The organism is Acholeplasma oculi (assembly GCF_900166985.1).
In the GTDB taxonomy this organism is placed as follows: domain Bacteria; phylum Bacillota_I; class Bacilli_A; order Acholeplasmatales; family Acholeplasmataceae; genus Acholeplasma; species Acholeplasma oculi.
This window is the reverse complement of record NZ_FUZK01000002.1, coordinates 225040-245202: the sequence shown is the minus strand read 5'-3', so window position 1 is coordinate 245202 and position 20163 is coordinate 225040. Positions and strand designations below refer to the sequence as shown.

The 20163-nt window shown below is 32.3% G+C and carries 16 protein-coding genes, 4 tRNA genes and 1 pseudogene; 17 read left to right on the top strand and 4 right to left on the bottom strand.

Features of this window, described 5'->3' with window-relative positions; all coding sequences use genetic code 11:
- Positions 1-344 precede the first annotated feature (344 nt).
- The 6 genes from B5X49_RS05255 (at position 345) to B5X49_RS05235 (ending at position 6283) form a co-directional block, all read left to right on the top strand.
- Positions 345-2051 carry a hypothetical protein gene (locus B5X49_RS05255; protein ID WP_079560722.1) on the top strand — a complete coding sequence of 569 codons (1707 nt, stop codon included), beginning with the start codon at positions 345-347 and terminating at the stop codon, positions 2049-2051.
- A gap of 19 nt (positions 2052-2070) precedes the next feature.
- Complete coding sequence (locus B5X49_RS05250; RefSeq protein ID WP_045748787.1) at positions 2071-3864, top strand: hypothetical protein; 1794 nt, start codon at positions 2071-2073, stop codon at positions 3862-3864.
- On the top strand, positions 3861-3983 hold the full coding sequence (locus tag B5X49_RS07785; RefSeq protein WP_281268228.1) for a hypothetical protein: 123 nt from the start codon (positions 3861-3863) through the stop codon (positions 3981-3983). Before B5X49_RS05250 ends, B5X49_RS07785 begins: the two co-directional genes overlap by 4 nt.
- Complete coding sequence (locus tag B5X49_RS05245) at positions 3980-4933, top strand: hypothetical protein (protein WP_045748788.1); 954 nt, start codon at positions 3980-3982, stop codon at positions 4931-4933. The genes B5X49_RS07785 and B5X49_RS05245 overlap by 4 nt, the downstream gene beginning before the upstream one ends.
- A 3-nt stretch (positions 4934-4936) precedes the next feature.
- The gene (locus B5X49_RS05240; protein ID WP_045748789.1) at positions 4937-5275 is read left to right on the top strand and encodes a hypothetical protein; all 339 of its coding nucleotides are present in this window, start codon (positions 4937-4939) and stop codon (positions 5273-5275) included.
- 147 nt (positions 5276-5422) lie between these two features.
- A complete protein-coding gene (locus B5X49_RS05235; RefSeq protein ID WP_045748790.1) occupies positions 5423-6283 on the top strand; it encodes a tyrosine-type recombinase/integrase in 861 nt (286 codons plus the stop codon).
- Here the strand turns inward: B5X49_RS05235 and B5X49_RS05230 are convergent.
- From B5X49_RS05230 to B5X49_RS05215, 4 genes are all read right to left on the bottom strand, one after another.
- Entirely contained in the window at positions 6270-6605 is a 336-nt protein-coding gene (locus tag B5X49_RS05230) for a hypothetical protein (protein ID WP_159444494.1), read from the bottom strand. The genes B5X49_RS05235 and B5X49_RS05230 overlap by 14 nt on opposite strands.
- A gap of 72 nt (positions 6606-6677) precedes the next feature.
- On the bottom strand, positions 6678-6908 hold the full coding sequence (locus tag B5X49_RS05225) for a helix-turn-helix domain-containing protein (RefSeq protein WP_045748792.1): 231 nt from the start codon (positions 6906-6908) through the stop codon (positions 6678-6680).
- A 159-nt stretch (positions 6909-7067) separates the two neighbouring features.
- A tRNA-Trp gene (locus tag B5X49_RS05220) sits at positions 7068-7142 on the bottom strand.
- 57 nt (positions 7143-7199) lie between these two features.
- Positions 7200-8225: a hypothetical protein gene (locus B5X49_RS05215; RefSeq protein ID WP_045748793.1), complete on the bottom strand. Its 1026-nt coding sequence runs from the start codon at positions 8223-8225 to the stop codon at positions 7200-7202.
- A gap of 140 nt (positions 8226-8365) precedes the next feature.
- On the opposite strand from B5X49_RS05215, the gene B5X49_RS05210 reads away from it, so the two are divergent.
- The 11 genes and pseudogenes from B5X49_RS05210 to B5X49_RS05150 all read left to right on the top strand — a co-directional run bounded on the left by B5X49_RS05210 (position 8366) and on the right by B5X49_RS05150 (position 20162).
- Positions 8366-8441 (top strand) — tRNA-His (locus B5X49_RS05210).
- Positions 8442-8464: 23 nt separating this feature from the next.
- A tRNA-Gln gene (locus tag B5X49_RS05205) sits at positions 8465-8539 on the top strand.
- A gap of 32 nt (positions 8540-8571) precedes the next feature.
- Positions 8572-8656, top strand: a tRNA-Leu gene (locus B5X49_RS05200).
- 326 nt (positions 8657-8982) lie between these two features.
- On the top strand, positions 8983-10077 hold the full coding sequence (locus B5X49_RS05195; RefSeq protein ID WP_079560720.1) for a hypothetical protein: 1095 nt from the start codon (positions 8983-8985) through the stop codon (positions 10075-10077).
- 17 nt (positions 10078-10094) lie between these two features.
- Positions 10095-11321 (top strand): DNA cytosine methyltransferase, encoded by a 1227-nt coding sequence (locus tag B5X49_RS05190; protein ID WP_045748795.1) that lies wholly within the window; start codon positions 10095-10097, stop codon positions 11319-11321.
- 466 nt (positions 11322-11787) lie between these two features.
- Positions 11788-12381, top strand: coding sequence for a restriction endonuclease (locus B5X49_RS05185; protein WP_052669868.1), 594 nt, complete (start codon positions 11788-11790; stop codon positions 12379-12381).
- 338 nt (positions 12382-12719) lie between these two features.
- A pseudogene (locus B5X49_RS05180) lies at positions 12720-13679 on the top strand (IS256 family transposase).
- 1177 nt (positions 13680-14856) lie between these two features.
- Positions 14857-16260: a family 43 glycosylhydrolase gene (locus tag B5X49_RS05165; protein WP_045748797.1), complete on the top strand. Its 1404-nt coding sequence runs from the start codon at positions 14857-14859 to the stop codon at positions 16258-16260.
- Positions 16257-18161 carry an ABC transporter substrate-binding protein gene (locus B5X49_RS05160; protein WP_045748798.1) on the top strand — a complete coding sequence of 635 codons (1905 nt, stop codon included), beginning with the start codon at positions 16257-16259 and terminating at the stop codon, positions 18159-18161. The genes B5X49_RS05165 and B5X49_RS05160 overlap by 4 nt, the downstream gene beginning before the upstream one ends.
- A gap of 13 nt (positions 18162-18174) precedes the next feature.
- Positions 18175-19242, top strand: a complete 1068-nt coding sequence (locus B5X49_RS05155; protein ID WP_052669872.1) for an ABC transporter permease — start codon at positions 18175-18177, stop codon at positions 19240-19242.
- A complete protein-coding gene (locus tag B5X49_RS05150) occupies positions 19239-20162 on the top strand; it encodes an ABC transporter permease (protein ID WP_211026751.1) in 924 nt (307 codons plus the stop codon). Before B5X49_RS05155 ends, B5X49_RS05150 begins: the two co-directional genes overlap by 4 nt.
- Position 20163: the final 1 nt, after the last annotated feature.

The window sequence follows — 20163 nt, the reverse complement described above, 5'->3', positions numbered from 1 at the left end:
TAGATGAAGATAAAAGACATGGTCTAAAACATTTTTGGCCGCTTTATAAAAAAAGTCATTGTTAGTAACTACAAAAATAAAAATTGGTTAGACTTTTTTTTCGCCACCTGGCCATTTAAAAAACACGCTTAAAATACATGCTTACGCATGTTGACCATTGGTTTAGAAATAAACGATAAGTGGAGGATCTAAACATTGATTTGTTAGATTTTTAAAGAAAATACATTTTTTTACAGACAAAAGTTTACTAGCCAATTTGATTATTGTTGATTTTAACGATAGATTGTGATTGATAAGCATTGCTTATTAAATAAAATGGCTATATGCCAGGAAGGTTGTTTTTTATGAAAAAGATTTTTAGTTTTCTTTTAATGGTGTTTACTGCATCTGTTGGTTTATTTGCAGTTACTACACAAAATGTTTATGCGAATCCGGTCTATCCACTTTCAATCACTGGCCATGACCAATCGATCACGGATATTTACTTACAAGCTAATGGATCCACATATGATACATATAAAATCATGATTGATTCACAAGTCTATGATTTTAATGTTTATTTGGATGATTGGGCAACGAATTTTACGAATCCCAATGTTGGTTATGCGATTGAAATCAAAGCCAATACATCCAGTTTATCTCTACAAAGTCATCCAGGTACTAAATCTGTAATTATTAATCATACAGGGTCATCCTTTGAGATTTACTTTGACGGAGTTCGTTATCCTGGTGCAACAAATCAGATGCAATCATACATGGCCGATTGGGCGCAAGATTACTCTAGTGTCAACCCAATCTTAGATAATGCAATTCATTTTGCAATCGATGCACGACCAACCATTTCCGGGGAAGAGAATTTCGCAACTTCTGTGAACGATTTAAGACCACTCTCATTCTTCCAAGGGTTTTTATATGCATTTGATGAAACGGACGGCGATTTAACGGATTCTATCGTTGTGGTTACGGATAACTATACGGCCAACATGTCAGTTTTGGGAAGATATGAAGTTACATTTGCTGTGGAGGATTCTGCAGGTAATTTAACAGAACTTGTTGCATATATCAATGTCGTGGATATCACTGCACCGGTTATATCTGGTAATACGAATGTTGCTGAAGTAAGCTATACACAAACTTATAACATATCAACATTTAGATCGACTTTGACAATTACCGATAATTATCATAATCTTACAAACTCAAACATCGTTGTTGAAACTGATAACTACACATCAAATAAAACTGTACCAGGAACTTATAGTATTGTCTTTTCTGCAACTGATCCTTCAGGCAATAAAACAACATTTACAAAACAAGTAAAAGTTATTGATGATATTGCACCGGTCTTCTCAGGTACAACATTAATCACAAAACCAAGTAACTCGATTTTGACTGTAGCAAACATTCAATCTCAATTATCTGCAGTCGATGCAATCGAAGGAAATAAGACTGCTCAAATCACTGTTCAGTCGGACGGATTTACCGGAAATGGTAATCGTGTAGGGTCTTACGATATTGTGTTCCAGGTTCAGGACTCCAAGGGTAATAAATCTACACATACAGTTAGAGTGAATGTTGTTGATAATATCGCTCCAATTATCTACATCAAGGATAATGTATCAATCGTTTTAAAAGCAAACGAAGTTCTTACAAGAGAACAAATCATCCAAATCTTACAAGTAACTGAACAAATCCAAAGCGTCAATCAAACTACAGTATTCTCATTTGACATCGATGAGTATTCTGGTAATGAAAACACAGTTGGCTTATATATGATGAGTGTTCGTGTTAGTAATGTATCAGGGAACGAAAGTGTACATAACATGATGATTAACGTTGTTGAGGGAGATTCAGAAGATGATATCACAGTTGAAGAACCTCACTACGAGTGGTATGAACACGTTTGGAATTTCTTTGTTGCAACATTCAATTTCATTGTAAATATTTTCGTTTCAATTTGGAATTTCTTTGTTGGTATTTGGAATTGGGTTGTTGGTTTGTTTCAAGCTTCTGAAGAGGTAGCATTTGCTTACTTTGTCAGAAGATATTAGAAAATAGGAGGATTCTCCAATGCTTAAAAAAATATTTATTATGATGAGTTTAATAGTCAGTGCGTTTGCACTGACTATCAACTCTTCTTATGCAGTTTTGGTCGAAAAATCAGTTACATTTGATGTAATCAGCATTCATGAAGTTGGCGAAGAGCTTAGAAAGGTTGTTACTGTTGAGGAAAACATGTATGAGAAGTTAAGTGCTTATACCGGCTGGGATCAATCATTTAATAATCAAAATAATCCTTATCCATTAACTATCAAAAAAGGATCTCTTTCATATGAAGGAAGATTGTCACATAGATATCATTTAACATGGAATACATACATTTATACACTAGGAATTAAGTTTGATGAAGCTTGGTCTAGCATTGCTTTTTATCCAAATGATTTTACGATAGCTTCTACTAATCCTATTCATATTACGATTGGCCAGGGTCTTTTTTCTACGTCGAATCGTGGTATGAATTTTAACAATGTCATAGGGTCATACAGTCTTCATGGTTTGTTTGAATCGGAAATCATCGATGAAAATGGAACGAATGTTGATGATGTTTCGGAAATACCACTGACTTCAGGAACTTTGGCCAATGCATTTGATATATCCAAAGTTGGCTATGTTTACTTTGAATATGATGCAAATGATTTGTTTGATACATACATTGTTTTAAACGGAAATCAATATAATCTAGGGCAATTGAAATTACCAGGTGTTAAGGAATTAAATAGAGAACCAATCAGCCCAGGCATTTATTACTCGGAAAACGGTAAACAATATTTGTATTATGAGTTTGTGGATTCTACTTCTCAAGTACCAATTAATGACCAGGCATTATCATTCATTGATGATATAGATAATGTAAAAGGATTTAGACCTTTCGTGTCTATGAACTTAACCGACGGTACATATGTTTTTACGGATAAGCTTAAGCTATATGCAGCCTATCATGACGGTGGAAATGGTAAGGCATTTGCTGATGTTTTATTTCCAATGCAGCTTGATGATTTACTAGCTATTGAAATGGAGTACTCTTATCGATATCAGTACTATTGGGGATTAAACTACTCTCCATGGGCAACTAGGAAAATTGCACGTGTTAAAGATGAAGTTGTCGATATGGTCAATACATGGCAACATGTTACAAATTGGATGTTAAGTCCAGCACTTGGCATATATGATGCTATTTCTACATTATCAGGTTGGACATCAGGCGAAACAATAACCCCTGTTACTGACCTAAATAATACCTATAAAAACAAGTATCTGGAAACAATCAATCTAGCTCAATCCAGGAGGAATCATGATGCACTTACAATGGATCAGGTATTTACTCCAAACGTAAGCATGTATAGAGTGTATTTAGATACATTGGCCGAGTTTGGTTCTACAGGTTACCAGGTACATGATGACATCATCATTTTATCCGCAACATACAAGTATGAAGGAGATATCTATCATGTAGGTTATGAAGACATCGATGTCGTTACCGGTGGAGGATCTAGTGATGTCGTTACTGAACTCGAAAGACTTTTACAGATGTTTACCGACTTCCAAACATTCATTGCTTCGGTGGATTGGAATAATGCATTTACAATCATTATTGCTGTTGTTGTAGGTATTGTTGGTCTGATGTTATTAAACCCTCTCATATTGATTATTAAGCTTATATTTGGAGGAATTAGACTTGCCTTTCTGGGTGTGATAAACCTGATTAAGATTATCTTTAAAATACCAGGACAATTATTCAATTTATTAAAACTTTTATTCATACCTAAAAAGAAAAATAAATATAAAAGGAGTTATAGAAAATGATTACCGCACTTATTATTTATCTATTCACATTACCGGTTAGAATCCTCAAAGGATTACATAAAGCATTTAAAGCCTTATTTATCCCAGCGAAGAAACCAATTAAAAGAATTAAGAAATGATTATGAGTAGTCTAAAACATGATGATTTGCGTAAGAAACTAGCGCATCTTCCTGATAAGTTTTATATAAAGTTGGCGAAAATTCAAAAGTCAACTTTATTGTTTTGTAACAATGTATTAAGAGCCTGGCAAAATCTATTTTCAATTGAAAAAGGTAACCCAGGCTTTAAACGTGCTAGGTTTTTAGCTTATCCATGGAGTCGTATTATCTGGGTATGGATTTATAAAAAATCAAAGCAAAAAAACGTCGAACGTATCTTAACGGATTATGACGGTTTCCATGTTATAGGTGGAAATACTGGAGCAGGTAAATCAAGTTTAGCGTTTGAACTAGCTGAACGTGATCGAGTGTTATTAGGAAAACCCTGGTACTTTAATACAGAGATTGAAAAGAAACGTTTTAATGAGGATTTAAAAGCATATATCAAGTATCACAAGTTCATTCCATTTCACAAGGTTTGGAGTGGATTTAAGATGCATATGCAATTAAATAAGAAATATTATTCAGCATATTTGATTGATGAATTACATCGTATCTTTGATTATAGACAAAATATGACAATAGAGTATTTAGCATCTTTTGAACCCTTTAGAGATTATGCAGTAGTATCAAGGAAGCATATTGGCCGCATCATTGGTATAACGCAAATGGATAGATTAGATATTCAATTAATGTACCTGGTTAAATATTGGCATAAACCAAGAATCAACGTTGGCTTTGATGTACCTGATTGGATGTTTAAAACGGGACTATTTAGATTTAAACCACTGGGGTGGGATATTATTTCATACACAGTAGACACATCAGATCCATACAACATGTTAAAAGAATATTCAAAATGGTATCTACCAAATGAGTATGCTGATTTTGATTATTTTGACACCTATGCATTTTCAGATGCATATAATTATTTACCTATGGATCAACCAAAACTTTTGAAAGGAAATTAGTACATGACATACTTAGAAATATTCGATATAGTTTATAACATTGTTAAGTTCATCATTATTGTTTTAGGAGGATTGAGTTTTGCTTTTTTTATACTCATGACATGTTTGTATATTCCAAGTTTTTTCCAAAAAATAGTCAACTTAAAAAAAGCTGAAGATATTTTGGCACATAACATTGAGATTGTTGAAAAAGCAACATTCTTTGAAACATCTACAGAGTTTAACAAAATCATTGAAGAGCAAATGGATAAGATTAGATCTAATGCAGCTAAGATTAAATCACAAGATGCACAAATCGAGGCTCAAAAGAAAGAGATTGTTAAAAATGCACCCAAAAAATGAGATGTATAAAATATATACTTTAGTATATATATTTATATGACATCAAATGTGTGCAATATTAACATTTTTATTAAGATAATCATGCAATATAATGTAACGTGCATGGTTGGCCAACCTTTCATAAAATAAACTGAAAGGTATAAGAAAATGACAATAATCGAACTAACAAACAAACACTTAAATAAAATATCCTTGGAGTTATCAAAGGGGACATATGAACACTACAAATCACATTATCAGCATTTTATAAATTACTGTAAGGCAAATGATATTATAAAAGCTGAGGATATCACTGAAGAAAACTTATCCAGATATATCCGTGAAATGAAGAACAAATGTAGTAATAGAACGATTAATATGAGGATAGGGAATCTACAAAGATGTTTTAAGACTTTTGGGATAAGATTTGAGTACTTAGAAAGTTTACCTAAATTAAAACAACGATTGATTACATATGACTTTATAGATTTACCAGATATACGAAGAATGCGAAGTTATTTTTATGCTCTACCGGAGACCGAAGAAAACTTATTTCAAGTTGCAACATTTCTCATTTTAATGGAAACTGGATGTAGAAGAAGTGAGTTATTAAATATTCAAAAGAACAACATCGATTTCAAAAATAACATGATTATATTTACTACTACTAAAACGGATGAAGATAGAATGGTTCCATTTAAAGAAAAAACAGCTACCATACTTTGGAAGCTGTACAATCAAAAACATGATCATAAATTTTTACTACACAACCCATTAAAAAATAGGCCAATCAACAAAGATGATTTGGAATACATGATGAGGAAGTATAAGTCTATATTTGGTCTTAACAAATTACATGCACACATGTTTAGGCATTCATTTGCAACTCATTTCATTGAAGCCGGTGCAGATAGAAAAACGGTGCAATCTATGACCGGACATAGAGATGCAAAATCCTTAGATAGATATGTACACGTTAGAAGAGATTTTGTATTAAAAACATATCATGATAAGTTTATTCTTGACTAATATCGTAAAGCATTTTGTTTACTACGTCTTGGTCTACATGCTTACCAATTTCCTTGAATGCTCTATGAAATGCTTCTGGTTTTAAAGGTACATTTAGTGTAATTGCTGTAAGAATAGAACCCTGAATTTGTGAAATTAAAAATGAAATATCTCTTTTAGCACGTGGACTCAAACCAAGGAGAAGAATCAGATAGTTTAGTGATGCTTTAGGGATAGATTTGAATGTAGATACTAATATTTCTAAATCTAATTTATCTTGCTTTGTAGGTATTCTGTTAATTACTAAAGAGTAAATCTCTAAGTGTCTGAATGATTTTAGCATTGCACTATTGGGATTATCAAGTAAATCGTTATATAATTCACTAGCATATTTATATTTTTTAACTTTCATAATCTAATCATCCCATGTCATAGTTACAACTTCATAAACACCTCGAATGCCATAAAGATCATTAGGGGTACATTTGAAAATTTTACAAAGCTGAAGAATTTGCTTTGCGTTGGGTACTGATTTACCTGTTTCGAGTTTCCAATAGTTAGCCTGTGTTGTATTCATTAGTTTTGCAATATCTCTTTGGCTCATTTTAAGTGATTCACGGAAGACTTTGAGTCTTAATCCATTCATTAAATAAAACCTCCTTATTTGCTTCTGACAACCTACAATTATCAAAACTGTTGACAACTTAAGGTTATTGGACTATAATTCAATTATTATGACTACTCAAAGTCGTCTTAATTGATCAAAATTTAGCTGTTATATTTCAAACAGCTCTCGTTAATTAAATGGCGGGGGCAGCAGGATTTGAACCCACACAAACGGTTTTGGAGACCGGTGTGCTACCGTTGACACCATGCCCCCGTTTCGCCTTATTAGTATAACATATCTTTTAAGGCATTTCAATAAGAAAAAAAGCGATTATTCATCGCTTTTTGGTTCTACATCACTAAATATTTGAGGTTGTTTCGATTTAGGGTCAACTTTAGTATCTGGTGTATTGTTATTTGGTGTGTTTTTCTTGAAACTCTTCATGACTTTCTTATGGAAGAACCAGAAGTAAGGAATGACAATGATTAAGACAAAGTATAGACCATATACGATAAAGTAAAAGTATGTATAAGGACTAAAGTCTGCTGGATGATACGTTAAACTTAAGTTGAATGGATTGTTATCCTCTGTAGGATGTACACCATTTAATGTTTTAGATATATTATATGTATCTGGTGTTAAGTTTAATGTATTATGTGTGACTAAAGGACTTCCTGTATATGTTTCTGTACCATCAGTCATTCTGTAAATAAATGTAGGTTGTTCAACTTCAGCTTCATGTGCATAAACATCAATGGATAAGATATGATATTCATATAATCCACCCAGTGTGTTTTGTTCCTCTTTATAGAAGTATGGATTATATAAATATGTTGTAAGTGGAACACGTTGGTTCACAACAAACCCATCGGTTGTAGGATAAATATTTAAGAAGTTACCTTCAGTTAATGTAATTTTCTTTTTTTCTGGGTCATTTACATGATATGCAGTAATATCTAAACTGTAAAATGTAATATCATCAGAGAAAGATTCAAAGACAATATAGAAACCATCATAGTAAATATTGACGTTTGTATCCTTTAGTAAGCTTACAAAAGGATAGAAACCAATTTTTACTTGATACTTTTCTAATATATCTTCAGATGTTGTATCATAGTGCGTTAAATCAGTTGATGTTTTAATAGAGTCTTTTGAGTAATACGTGCCAATTGCTGCATTGAATCTATCTAAACCTTCAAAGACATCATAAGATTCATCGTTTCTTGCTGCTTCTAGGATGTATTGGCTTGCATATTCACTACGCATAATGCCTTCAACTCCCATTAATGTGAATTCAATAAAACCAAATATTAGTAAAACAAATACAAAGTATAGGATTCTTCCAAACCATTTCATAGACAAATACTTCCTTTCTTAATATATAATATCAAATATTATAAAAATATTTATACAATTGAATAAAAAACTTATTTTTCCGTTATTTTGAACTTTACAAAATAGAAATTGTTGGTATAATAATACTTGCGCAAAGTATGGCGGTCGTGGCGAAGTGGTTAACGCATCGGCTTGTGGCGCCGACACTCGGGGGTTCGATCCCCCTCGGCCGCCCCAATTTTGTGAAATAAATATTATGTAGGCCCATAGCCAAGCGGTAAGGCAAGGGACTTTGACTCCCTCATGCGCACGTTCAAATCGTGCTGGGCCTGCCATTTTTATTTAATAAGTAAATATATAAACACATGCGGGTGTGGCGAAATTGGCAGACGCACTAGACTTAGGATCTAGCGCTTTACGGCATGCAGGTTCAAGTCCTGTCACCCGCACCAAACTTATCTTTAATTGCTAATGGGCTATAGTTTCCCACGGTGTCCTATAAAGGGTATGTTACCGTTGGCGTTCACAATAGTTATCGGCAATAAAATATTGAAAGTTCAAGACTCATTATCGAAAGATGATGGGTCTTTTTCTTTAGTTTTGATGTGATTCCGAACTTCAAAAACACTTCAATTAGTTGAAGGTGATGTGATTCCGAATTAAACTTATTTATCAAAGAACAATATATAGTCAATATAATTTAAACTTCAATAGAAAATTCTATCAAATTATGGTATCATTTTAGTAAGTTTAAAACTTAGTGTAAGTGGGTGAAATGATGAATGAGCAATTACTTCATAATCTTATTATTCAAAATAGAGATATACAACAAACTCTACTTAATGTTTTAAATATAGACTCTAATTATGAGTTTGTAAGTGAAGATCAATATCCTAACGGTTTATATGCAGATTTTACTATAAAATCTGGTAACAAAGTTCGTGCAATATTAGAATTAAAAGGTTCAGATATTGGTGTCAATGATTTCGTTCGTGGGATAGGGCAGGTACTTCAATATCAACATTTTGCGAATCAAAAACTTTCGCTTAAATCTTATGAATATGAAGACACATCAGCAGTTTTAATGTTCCCATCATCAATCATAAGAAATCGGAATTTTAATATTGGTGTTTTTGAATATCCGAAAGGTAGCAAAGTCTTAGAGTTTAATGATATTAATTACAATATTAGAGAGATCACCAAAGAAGAATTATCAACATTAGCTAATGCTATAAACAATGATTTGGTTGCAATATCACAATATTACGTGAGAGATACGAGGTTATTTGAGCTTTATTTGTGTCTGAAATATTTGCAGATTAAGAAGATACAAGGATACACCAGTATAGATAGAAGAGAAACAGAAGAACAGTTCTTAAGAAGATTGAATACACCAAATAATAGAAATTGGCGTAATGTATTTATTTCGCTTTCCTCAATTAATCTAATCGATAGAAATAATCTTCCTACGACGACAGGTGCTAAATATGCCGATATGCCGTTTGAAGAGTTTGCATATGAAATGTATAGTTCGTACCTAAATCCATATCTTAATCTTATGCTGGATGTCTTAAAAGAATTTAATGACCTTGGAAGATGGATTGTTGCCACATATCCTCAAATCTCTGGTATCATATCTAGTAAATTTAGAGGAAAAAAGGTATTGTTTTTAACAGATTCAGATAATAGATATTTATCAAGCTGGCTAAATATTATGAGAGATGATTTTGGGTGTGTTCAATTTGAACCAAGAAGTAATAATAGAAAAATTATTTACGATCTTAGTGAGCTCTCTAAAACTGCTGTTACGAAGTATATCTCGCAAAATAGTATTGCCTATGAATACATAGAAAAATTTAATTTGTTGTTTTAGAAAGAGAAGGTTAATTAATGAAATATACAGTTTTGGAAACATTTGTTGGTGCGGGAGGAAGTCATTTAGGCTTTAAAAATAATGGATTTAAATCAGTTTTTGTTAATGATATTGATGATAATGCATTGAAAACATTATTGCATAATAATCATGATATTGAACGAACTGCTGTTGTCAGTAATGAAGATATTATGTTGTTAGATGGGGACAAAATTTTAAAAGAAACAGGATTGAAGCAAAAAGAAGCGGATGTTATGTTTGGTGGTATAGTTTGCAAAGGATTTTCTCTAGCTGGAGAAAGATCGCCAAATGACCCTAGGAATGTCTACTACCATTTTCAACTCCAGTTAGTTAACAAGATAAAGCCCAAAATTAGCGTTATTGAGAATGTGCCAGGGATTATCAATGCAAAAATACTCAAAGATGACACTCCACTTGATGTTAAAGAGAAGGTTGACATATTATGGAAAAAACTAGAAAATTTTAAAGGTTACAAAGCCAATGCTAGAAAAATTGGAGGTGTAACAGCTGAAATTGAAGAATTAGGTAGTTCACTAAGGAAAGATAAAGACAACCTTCTTAAGTTTCTCCATCAAAACAATTATCTAATTTCTGTTAAACAGGATATTTTGGATATTTATGAAAAAATGGGTTACAAGGTTTTCATGAAAGTATTAAACAGCGCATGGTACGGAGCTTCAACAAAGCGTGACAGAATTATCATAGTGGCTGTGAGAGGTGATGTTGGAATTGATTATATCTTTCCAGAACCACTATATAAAGAGGACAAGTATTTTAAAACTGTTGCTGATGCATTGAATTTAATCGATTACACAATTAAGGATATTGACAATCAACCAATGAAACACTCACCGAAAACAATTGAACGATTTAAATACGTATCCGAGGGTGAGAATCTCGCTAAAAAGATTGACCAACTTCCTGAAGAATTAAAAATTAGCAAGTTTTATTCTAGAGGTAGTACAATGCGCCTTGATTCAAAAAAATGTAGTCCTACATTGGTTCCTGGTCATAGTAATTTCCCAATTCATCCTTACTATGATAGAGTCATTACTGTAAGGGAAGCGGCAACGATAACTGGATTTCCAATTGATTATAAATTCTTTGGCAGTCATACAAAAAGATGTGAACAAGTTGGTAATGCTGTTCCACCCAGTTTATCTACTGCAATAGCAAAAGAATGTAAAAATTTATTAGATCGCTATTATGATTCAATTAAGTAAATAGGGCTACACTTTCCTACGGTGTCCTATAAAAGGTATGTTAAAGGACAACGGAACACTTTTAAGTGTTTTCAAAAAAAAGTGCATGTTTATTTGTTCTCTTATGGCACCACAAAATTTGATGTTGTCTAGACATCTTTTTTTTACATTTTAAGGTGAGTCATTGCTTAGATATGTGTTATAAGTAATATATAACTAATAACCAAGAAAATATCATGGTAAATAAAAACACCACCTAGATATAATCTAAGTGGTTAGTTGTATGTGATAGTAGCTAGGACTATCAACCCGTCGTTATGACTCAAATATATTTTACTTTATTAACTGAAAGATGTCAAATATAGAAAATTCAATACCGGATTTATCAATGTTTATTTATAATATTAAATCCGATATAATTAAATTACAGTTTGATTTATTTGAATAAAATAAGCGATTATATAAACAATCTTTGGGAGAATAAAAAATGAAAAAAGACAACTTATTATCAAAATCCGATATAAAATTCCTAGTGGAAAATAAGGATATAGTGATTGGCTCTTTTGGTATTGCTGCAATTATACTTGCAACTATGGACTACGGAATATTGTATTTAATATTAGGGGTATTGCTAACAATGATTTCCTTGGTGATGAGAGGGTATACGTTATACAAAACATACAAAAGAAATAAAAGAATTGAGCATACCAGAATGAAGTATAATTTTAAAAAAATAAATACTATGGATGGGTATCAATTTGAAAAATTTGTTGCAGATAGTTTAAAATTGATTGGTTATAGTACTGAATTAACAAAGAAATCTGGTGATTTCGGTATTGATGTAATCGCAAAAACCAAGAATAAAGTTATTGGGATTCAGGTTAAACACTATAAGAGTAAAGTTGGCTATGACGCTATAAAAGAAGTACATGCTGGTGGTAAGATTTTTAAGTGTAATGAGTATTGGGTTGTGATATCAAATAATCATGGTTTCACAAGGCAAGCAAAAATTGGTGCGGAAAAATTGAATATAAAACTCTTAGATATTGATGAATTTGCGTTAATGCTTGATATAAAATAATATTATTTAGTGATTGGTTAGACCCTCGATCATAAGTATATAAAAAAATATTGCATAAAAAATCATAAAATGGGGCAATGCATACAATTATATTGTTGAAGAGCTGAATCAAACTAGAATATAGAAGATATTTATGATGATTTTTTTAGAAGTGGACCGAAAGAAATTATTCGAATAGTTTGTTTTGTTATATGTTTCATACAAAAAAACTTATACTTTGACAGTTACACACAGTGTAAAATATTTTGTGTAAATGAAATCTAAATAGAAATAAAAAGGAATCTCACTTCTAGTATAATTGAGTTTGACTAGAACTAATAACTATAAGGAGATTCCCTATGAATGATTTTACCTCAAAACTCATAAATACGTTAATTCAAAATGGTAATATTACTGAACTTTTTAGAACTCATGTTGAGGAAGCTGTGAATAAGTTGCTGCTCATCGAGTTAACTGAATTCTTAGATTACGAGAAATACGATCGAACCGGATTTAATTCAGGTAACAGCCATAATGGCTATTATGAACGTCATATTAAGACAGAATATGGCGATTTAAACATTAAGGTACCAAGAGATAGAAATGGTGAATTTACGAGTCAAACGATATCTAACATCACTCAAGCGGTAGTTGAAGACTTAGGATTATTTAATCAAAGAAGATTAAACGAACGATATGCGGTTGTTTATCTAGATGCGACCTACTTAGCTGTAAGACGTGACACAGTCACCAAAGAAACTTTATATTTCGCGATTGGTATCACACCGGAAGGTTATAAAGAAATCCTTACCTAACGCCTTTTTCCTAATGAATCTGCTCATAACTGGGAAATTATTCTAAATGATTTGAAGGTTCAAGGAATGGATGCTTCATTACTCTTTGTTACCGACGGTTTATCTGGTATGAAAGATGCTATTAGTCGTGTGTTCCCAGATTCTCGACATCAGTCTTGTTGGGTGCACTTAGCTAGAAATGTGAGTCAAAGTGTACGTGTGAAAGATCGCCATGATGAAGGCATCACAGGGACTAACACCAAAAGAAGAGTTGAATTCAATAAGATGATTTTGGATGCGCTTGCTGGGCAGATTAATCTAAGTATTACCAAGTCCATCTCACGCTTTGCTCGTAATACCCTAGATACGATTTCCTATCTTAGAAAACTCAAAGATAAAGGTATTGAAGTCTATTTTAAAAAAGAGAACCTGTGGACATTAGATCCCAAAAGCGAACTCATCTTAACCATCATGGCATCCATTGCACAAGAAGAATCAAGATCGATTAGCCAAAATGTCACATAGGGTAAAAGAGTAAGTTTTCAAAAAGGAAAGGTATCCTTTTATAAATGGTTAAATAAGAGTACGCAATTCAGTGCAAATAAGAATCCCCAATTCTTAGCATAAAAAGCGTACTCTTTTTTGATACAATTGTCCTCATGAGAGGATGAATATACATGACAAAAATACTACTTGAACAAATAACTAACATAGAAGATATCACAATATTTAGTAAAGCATATCAGGAAGGATTGATTCAAATTAATATAACAAAAGTATCAAAACATTTAAATAAGGATAGAAAGACAGTGGAAAAATATCTGAAATTAAGATTTTATATGATGATACTTATCTGTTGATTTATGATGCTCATAGTAGTAGTATACAGATTTTGGAAAACCAGCTATTTCAAGTAGATCTTTTAATGCATATTTTCGCCTTAATTCTTTGACTGCTTGGTATTTTTGTTTATTCGTTCCTGTTTTTGAACTAAGGCGATAAGTTTTTTGTATATTCAAGTTCCATTTCTAGATGTTTGACTTTGAGTTCTAAATCCTGTTCTACCTCTTTAGATGGTGTATAGAACTTTCTAACTGGATTCCTACGATAATCTTTTGGTGTCTGATAAAACCGTTCCTTCCCATAAAGTCTATATTGATAAACCCATCTGGCCGGTAGTGTATCATTTAAACTACCCGATCTAAATATAGATTATATTTACGTGCAGCTTGGCTATAGGATAGTTCGTTTTCAATGATGTCTAAAACGACCTTTTATTTGAATGCTCCAATCCATATTCTATTATTTTTATTTTTATCATTCATCTGATACCTCCTGTAAATACTTGTATTATAACAAAGTACAACTTTTTGGTATCAGTTCAATCTAGCATAATTCGAACCATCTGCTTGTACTAGGATTCCGTAATCTAATCCTTTAACTGTTACTAAAATTGGTAACGTTGTCACATTTTTTATCAAAACGCTTGACATCTTAAAACATTACATATATTATATGTGTGAATGATAGCGTTTACTTTGATAAAAAAATAACAAAACGCTTAATATTTTATAATAATATGGCAACGTTGCCATATCGAATCATAAATACAAAAATAAGGGAAATCATAAATGGTTATACCTTAATTATTAAAGCAATAGTGGCAACGTTGCCACTAAAAATAAGAAAAGAAGAGGAAAATATGGCAAAACAGAAAATTTTTTATCAACCTGACGAAGGCTTTGTTGCAGATATCATCCCGTTTTATGAAGATGGGGAATTTAAACTATTCTATTTACATGATTATCGTGATAGAGAAAAACATGGTGAAGGTACACCGTGGTATTTAGTAACTACAAAAAACTTTACTTCATATAAAGAATTAGGTGAAGTTATACCTCGTGGAAGCATTGATGAACAAGATTTATATATCTTTACTGGTTCTGTATTTAAAAAAGATGATACTTATAATATTTTCTATACTGGTCATAATCCACACTTTGATGTTGAAGGCAAAAAAGTTCAAGCAATTATGCATGCAGTGAGTCATGATTTAGTACACTGGACAAAAATTAAAGAAGATACATTTTATTCTGAAGGTATTGATTTTGAATTACATGATTGGCGTGATCCATTCGTTTTTGAATTTAAAGGCGAATATAAAATGGCAATTACTGCAAGAACTAAAAATACCCATAAAACAAGATCAGGTGTAACTATTCTCTATAAATCAGATGACTTAGTTAAATGGACATTTGATGAAGTCATTTGGATGCCATCTGCATACTATGCGCATGAATGTCCTGATATTTTCAAAATTAATGGTAAATGGTATTTAATCTACTCTGAATTTACCGATCAATGCTTAACAAGATATGTCGTTTCAGATTCATTACATGGCCCATGGAAAGCTCTAAAGAATGATGCTTTTGATGGTCGTGCCTTCTATGCAGCTAAAAGTATAACAAATGATAAGAATGAACGATTCTTATTTGGGTGGAACCCTACCAAGCATGAAGAAAATGATAAAAACTTCTGGCATTGGGGAGGTAGCTTAGAAGTACATAAGATTGATGCCGATAAAGATGGTTCACTTAATGTAAGTTTACCTACATCAATTGAAAACATGTTTAAAACTGAACTTGAATACGATAAAGTTATTATTCAATCAAAAGATAAACTTAAATCATTTTTAGTTAAAGACGAAGTTGATGAATCATACATGCTTACCTTTAAATTTAAAACTGATGATGCATATCAAATTGGTGTAATGTTACGACACAGTCTTAAAGAAGATTTCGCATACGCATATTTCATGGATTATGCGAAAGATAAATTATCCTTTGATAACTTACCAGTTGAGGCTTGGAGTTTCAATAACTTTAGAAACGTATATAGAAATTATCGATTTAAAACAAATCACGAACATGAAGTGAAAATCATTGTAGAAAAAGATATTTGTATTTGTTATGTCGATAACAAAATTGCTTTATCTTCAAGAATGTATCAAAAAGGTGGAAGTGGTTTATCACTATTCATCAAACATGGTGATGTCGAATTTAAAAATGTTCAATATAAAAAATTGAAAAAGGAGAATGAAGTATGAAATTAATGAAAAGATTTTATCTGCTCACTATGCTTTTAACACTATCAACAATCTTACTTGCTTGTGGTGAAAATAGTTTATTCAATAGTGAGAAAACTTTTAAAATTATCTCTTCTTGGGAGAGAAACGGAATTGTTAATCACTTTAATGGAGGAACTAACATTGGTCCATTAAACTGGTTCTCAGTCGAAGGTCTTTATACTTACGTTAGATCAACAGATGAAATTGTTCCACAATTAGCATATGGTCCAATGGATCACATTAGTGACACAGAAACCATCATTAAGATTAAAGAAAATGCTAAATGGCACAATGGTGATGATTTTGTCGCTCAAGACGTTATTGCATACTATTATTTAAATCACACAATAGCTACTAACTATATGATGTCTATTGATAAGATTGACGATAAAACTGTAAAAATTGTTTGGAATCCAAACAGATTACCAGTTAATAGCGTTAAGGAATTATTAATTGCTCAAGATAGAAATGGCACAGTTCAATATAACGAATTTAAAACCTATGCAGACATAGCAATTAGAATCGTTAATGAAAGTCCATCAATTCCTGATGACTCAACAACTTGGGGAGCATTCAATAAATTCTCAACAGGATCTCAAATTGCTGAATTACAAGCAAACACAGCAGCATATAGAGCACATAATCCATCATGGTTTGTAGCAACAGGCCCATTCAAACTTCAAAAAGTTACACCTACTCAAATGATTATGGTTAAGAATAAACAACACTGGGCAGCTGACTTAGTTGAGTTTGATACAGTAGAAGTTTATTCATCGAGTGATTTAAATCAAACATACAACATGCTAGCAAACGGAACAATCCACTATCAAGATGGATTAGCACCAATTGATACTTTAAATGCAATCTTAAATCAAAATCAAAACTTAGTTCACTTAAAGATGTTTGACCCAGGTGCGATTGGTATTATCTTCAACTTAGAAAAAGATTATTGGACAGATAAAGTTAGAGAAGCTTTCCAATACATCTTTAATAGAGAAGAGATTAAAAATGCTGGTAACCCGTATGCGATTACATCATATAAATCAATTCTAGGTATGGCACCATCAGAAGCAGAAAGATGGACTGGAGATTATTACCAAGATGTTACTAACTATTCATTTAATCAACAAAAAGCGACACAATTATTAGAAGAAGCTGGTTGGACAAAAGTTAACAACAAGTGGCATAGAAATGGTGAGCCAATCAAACTTTATATGGGGGTTGACCAAAACCATCCAGGACAATCAGCATCAGCTGAGGCTGCACAAGCAGCACTTAATGGCTTTGGTATCGATACTGTATTAATTAAAACAGATGGTTCAAACCTTTATGCAAATGGTACTGCTGAAGATAGTTCTTATGATTTAGTTGTTCACTGGACTGACTTAAATATGAGTTTCTCATACCCAACCGGTTCATTAAAACAATTTGCTGATGTCTATAGTAGATATGCGCATATTCCAAGATTCCCAGCTGACATGATTGGTGATGATGGTCAAATTTCACCATTATCAAATCGTATTAACTTAGTCGTTGATGATCTTAAAAACCCTGGTGGTAAAATTCAATTCTCAGATGTTGTAGATATTTTATATTCACTTCCTGAAGATCGATTAGAAGATACTATTGGGTCACTTATTGTAGGTATTTCTAAGATGAACATTGGTGTTCAATTCTATCAAAACGTTACAGGTAGTTTCATTGATGTCAGTATGATTGACGGTGTTCCACTAGAGTCTTACTGGAGTGTTGACCGTAACGTAACTTATGTACCAGGTGTAAATACTGAGGAATTCTTCTTAGTTGCTAAAACAAATTTACACTATGCTAACTCAACAGTATTTGTTACAGGTATTTATAAACCAACAAAAGAAAAATAGGATGGAGTGAATTATGAATAATAATTCTAATCAGGCTAAAAAACCAATTCAAATAATGAATAAAATAGCCAACTTTTTATACAAATATCGATTTTTATTCGTTAAAGTAGGCGTTGCATTAATTACTGTATTTCTTGCAACCATACTGATTTTCTTTGTCTTGAGGTTAATTCCTGGGGATATTGTTCACAACTATGCACTCAATTTAGCTAGTCAGCGAAATATTCCTTATGAAGAAGCTAGAAGACTAGCAGTTATGATGTTAAATTATGATCCAAACGAAAATATCTTCCTACAATTTGCAAGATATTTCGGTGGAATCATGAGAGGCGAACTTGGACGAAGTTTGTATACTGAAGCAATAACTGCCAACCTTATTATTAAAAACCTACTCCCGTGGACATTATTTATTGCTTCAGTTTCACTCTTAATTAGTTTCTTAATCGGAACTAAGATGGGGGCTTCAATGGCAAGAAAAAGAGATGGTAAGAAACATAAAGTGTATTTCTCATTCATTGTTGTTTCGACATCTATACCAGATTATTTAATCGGGTTATTACTTGTTTCAATCTTTGCATATCGTTTTGGATTATTCCCACCTTCTGGGAACTACGATATTAAGTTTGATCCAGGCTTAAATATTGGCTTCATCTTAAGTGTCTTACATCATGCATTCTTACCCGTACTAGCATATGTCATATCTCAAATAGGTTCATGGGCAATGCTGATGAGAGGTAGTGCAATTGGTGTGTTAGGTGAAGACTATATCATGGCAGCCAGAGCCCGTGGGGTTTCTGAAAAAGTTATTGCTAAAAAATATTTACATAAAAATGCATTACTTCCTTTAATTACATCAATGGCAGTATCCTTTGGTATCTTATTCGGTGGTGCACCATTGATGGAAAGTATCTTTAACTATCCAGGGATTGGTTCAGAATTATCAGCAAGAATTGGTTCTAGAGATTTCTTTGTTGTACAAGGGATTCTCTTCTTCACCAGTGTCATGGTAATTATTGTTAATTTAATCGCTGATTCAATTTACTCATTTATTGACCCAAGAATTAGGAGGGATTCAGAATGACAAATCAAAATACACAAACTCCTAAATTCCCTGAATTTATGTCAAACCTCAAAAAGTTTTTATTAAGCATTTGGTCAAAAATCAAACAAATGCTCCAAAGTATTTATAGTAATAAACAAACAGCCATAGGCTTTACCATTCTTGCAGTATTTGTCTTACTGGCCATCTTTGGACCAATGATTTTCCCTTATGATCAAGCAACCAATTGGGAAAACAGATATGCACCAATATCATTTGAACATTGGTTAGGAACCGATGAACTTGGAAGAGATATATTTAGACAATTAATCTTTGGTGCAGGTAATGTATTATCAATTGCCTTACTCACAGCCATCTTTACAGTGTGTATTGGTGTGACACTGGGAATTATTTCCGGTTTTGCTGGTGGTACGGTAGATAAAATCATTCAAGGTATTACGAATTTATTCTTAACCATTCCAAGTTTCCCAATTCTCTTATTATTAGCACAGCTTATTACAATTGAAGATGCATTAACATTTGCTTTAGTATTAAGTATTTGGAATTGGGCTGGATTATGTCGTGCCATCAGAGCTCAAATCATGAGTTTAAAAGAACGTGATTTTATTCAAATATGTAAAGTCATGAATATGAGTCAAACCCATATTATTTTTAAAGAGTTACTACCTAATATTTATTCATATGTCATCGTTAACTTTGTTATGATTATGAAATCAGCAATTACAGGTAGTGTTGGGATTATGATGTTAGGTTTAGCAGCATTTGAACCTTCAAACTGGGGTGCAATGATTCATAGAGCCCGTGTACAAGGGTTAATTAATCCAGATGCTCTAGCATTCTTATTAAAACCATTAGTAGCAGTTGTTTTATTCCAAGTTGGTGCATTATTATTTGCCAATGGATTAGATGAACTCTTAAATCCTAGATTGAAGGTGAACTAAC

Coding starts and splice junctions, on each gene's coding strand:
- B5X49_RS05165 (WP_045748797.1), top strand. CDS start 14,857: ATGGCAAAACAGAAAATTTTTTATCAACCTGACGAAGGCTTTGTTGCA.
- B5X49_RS05240 (WP_045748789.1), top strand. CDS start 4,937: ATGACATACTTAGAAATATTCGATATAGTTTATAACATTGTTAAGTTC.
- B5X49_RS05160 (WP_045748798.1), top strand. CDS start 16,257: ATGAAATTAATGAAAAGATTTTATCTGCTCACTATGCTTTTAACACTA.
- B5X49_RS05235 (WP_045748790.1), top strand. CDS start 5,423: ATGACAATAATCGAACTAACAAACAAACACTTAAATAAAATATCCTTG.
- B5X49_RS05215 (WP_045748793.1), bottom strand. CDS start 8,225: ATGAAATGGTTTGGAAGAATCCTATACTTTGTATTTGTTTTACTAATA.
- B5X49_RS05250 (WP_045748787.1), top strand. CDS start 2,071: ATGCTTAAAAAAATATTTATTATGATGAGTTTAATAGTCAGTGCGTTT.
- B5X49_RS05150 (WP_211026751.1), top strand. CDS start 19,239: ATGACAAATCAAAATACACAAACTCCTAAATTCCCTGAATTTATGTCA.
- B5X49_RS07785 (WP_281268228.1), top strand. CDS start 3,861: ATGATTACCGCACTTATTATTTATCTATTCACATTACCGGTTAGAATC.
- B5X49_RS05190 (WP_045748795.1), top strand. CDS start 10,095: ATGAAATATACAGTTTTGGAAACATTTGTTGGTGCGGGAGGAAGTCAT.
- B5X49_RS05255 (WP_079560722.1), top strand. CDS start 345: ATGAAAAAGATTTTTAGTTTTCTTTTAATGGTGTTTACTGCATCTGTT.
- B5X49_RS05155 (WP_052669872.1), top strand. CDS start 18,175: ATGAATAATAATTCTAATCAGGCTAAAAAACCAATTCAAATAATGAAT.
- B5X49_RS05230 (WP_159444494.1), bottom strand. CDS start 6,605: ATGCTAAAATCATTCAGACACTTAGAGATTTACTCTTTAGTAATTAAC.
- B5X49_RS05185 (WP_052669868.1), top strand. CDS start 11,788: ATGAAAAAAGACAACTTATTATCAAAATCCGATATAAAATTCCTAGTG.
- B5X49_RS05245 (WP_045748788.1), top strand. CDS start 3,980: ATGATTATGAGTAGTCTAAAACATGATGATTTGCGTAAGAAACTAGCG.
- B5X49_RS05195 (WP_079560720.1), top strand. CDS start 8,983: ATGAATGAGCAATTACTTCATAATCTTATTATTCAAAATAGAGATATA.
- B5X49_RS05225 (WP_045748792.1), bottom strand. CDS start 6,908: ATGAATGGATTAAGACTCAAAGTCTTCCGTGAATCACTTAAAATGAGC.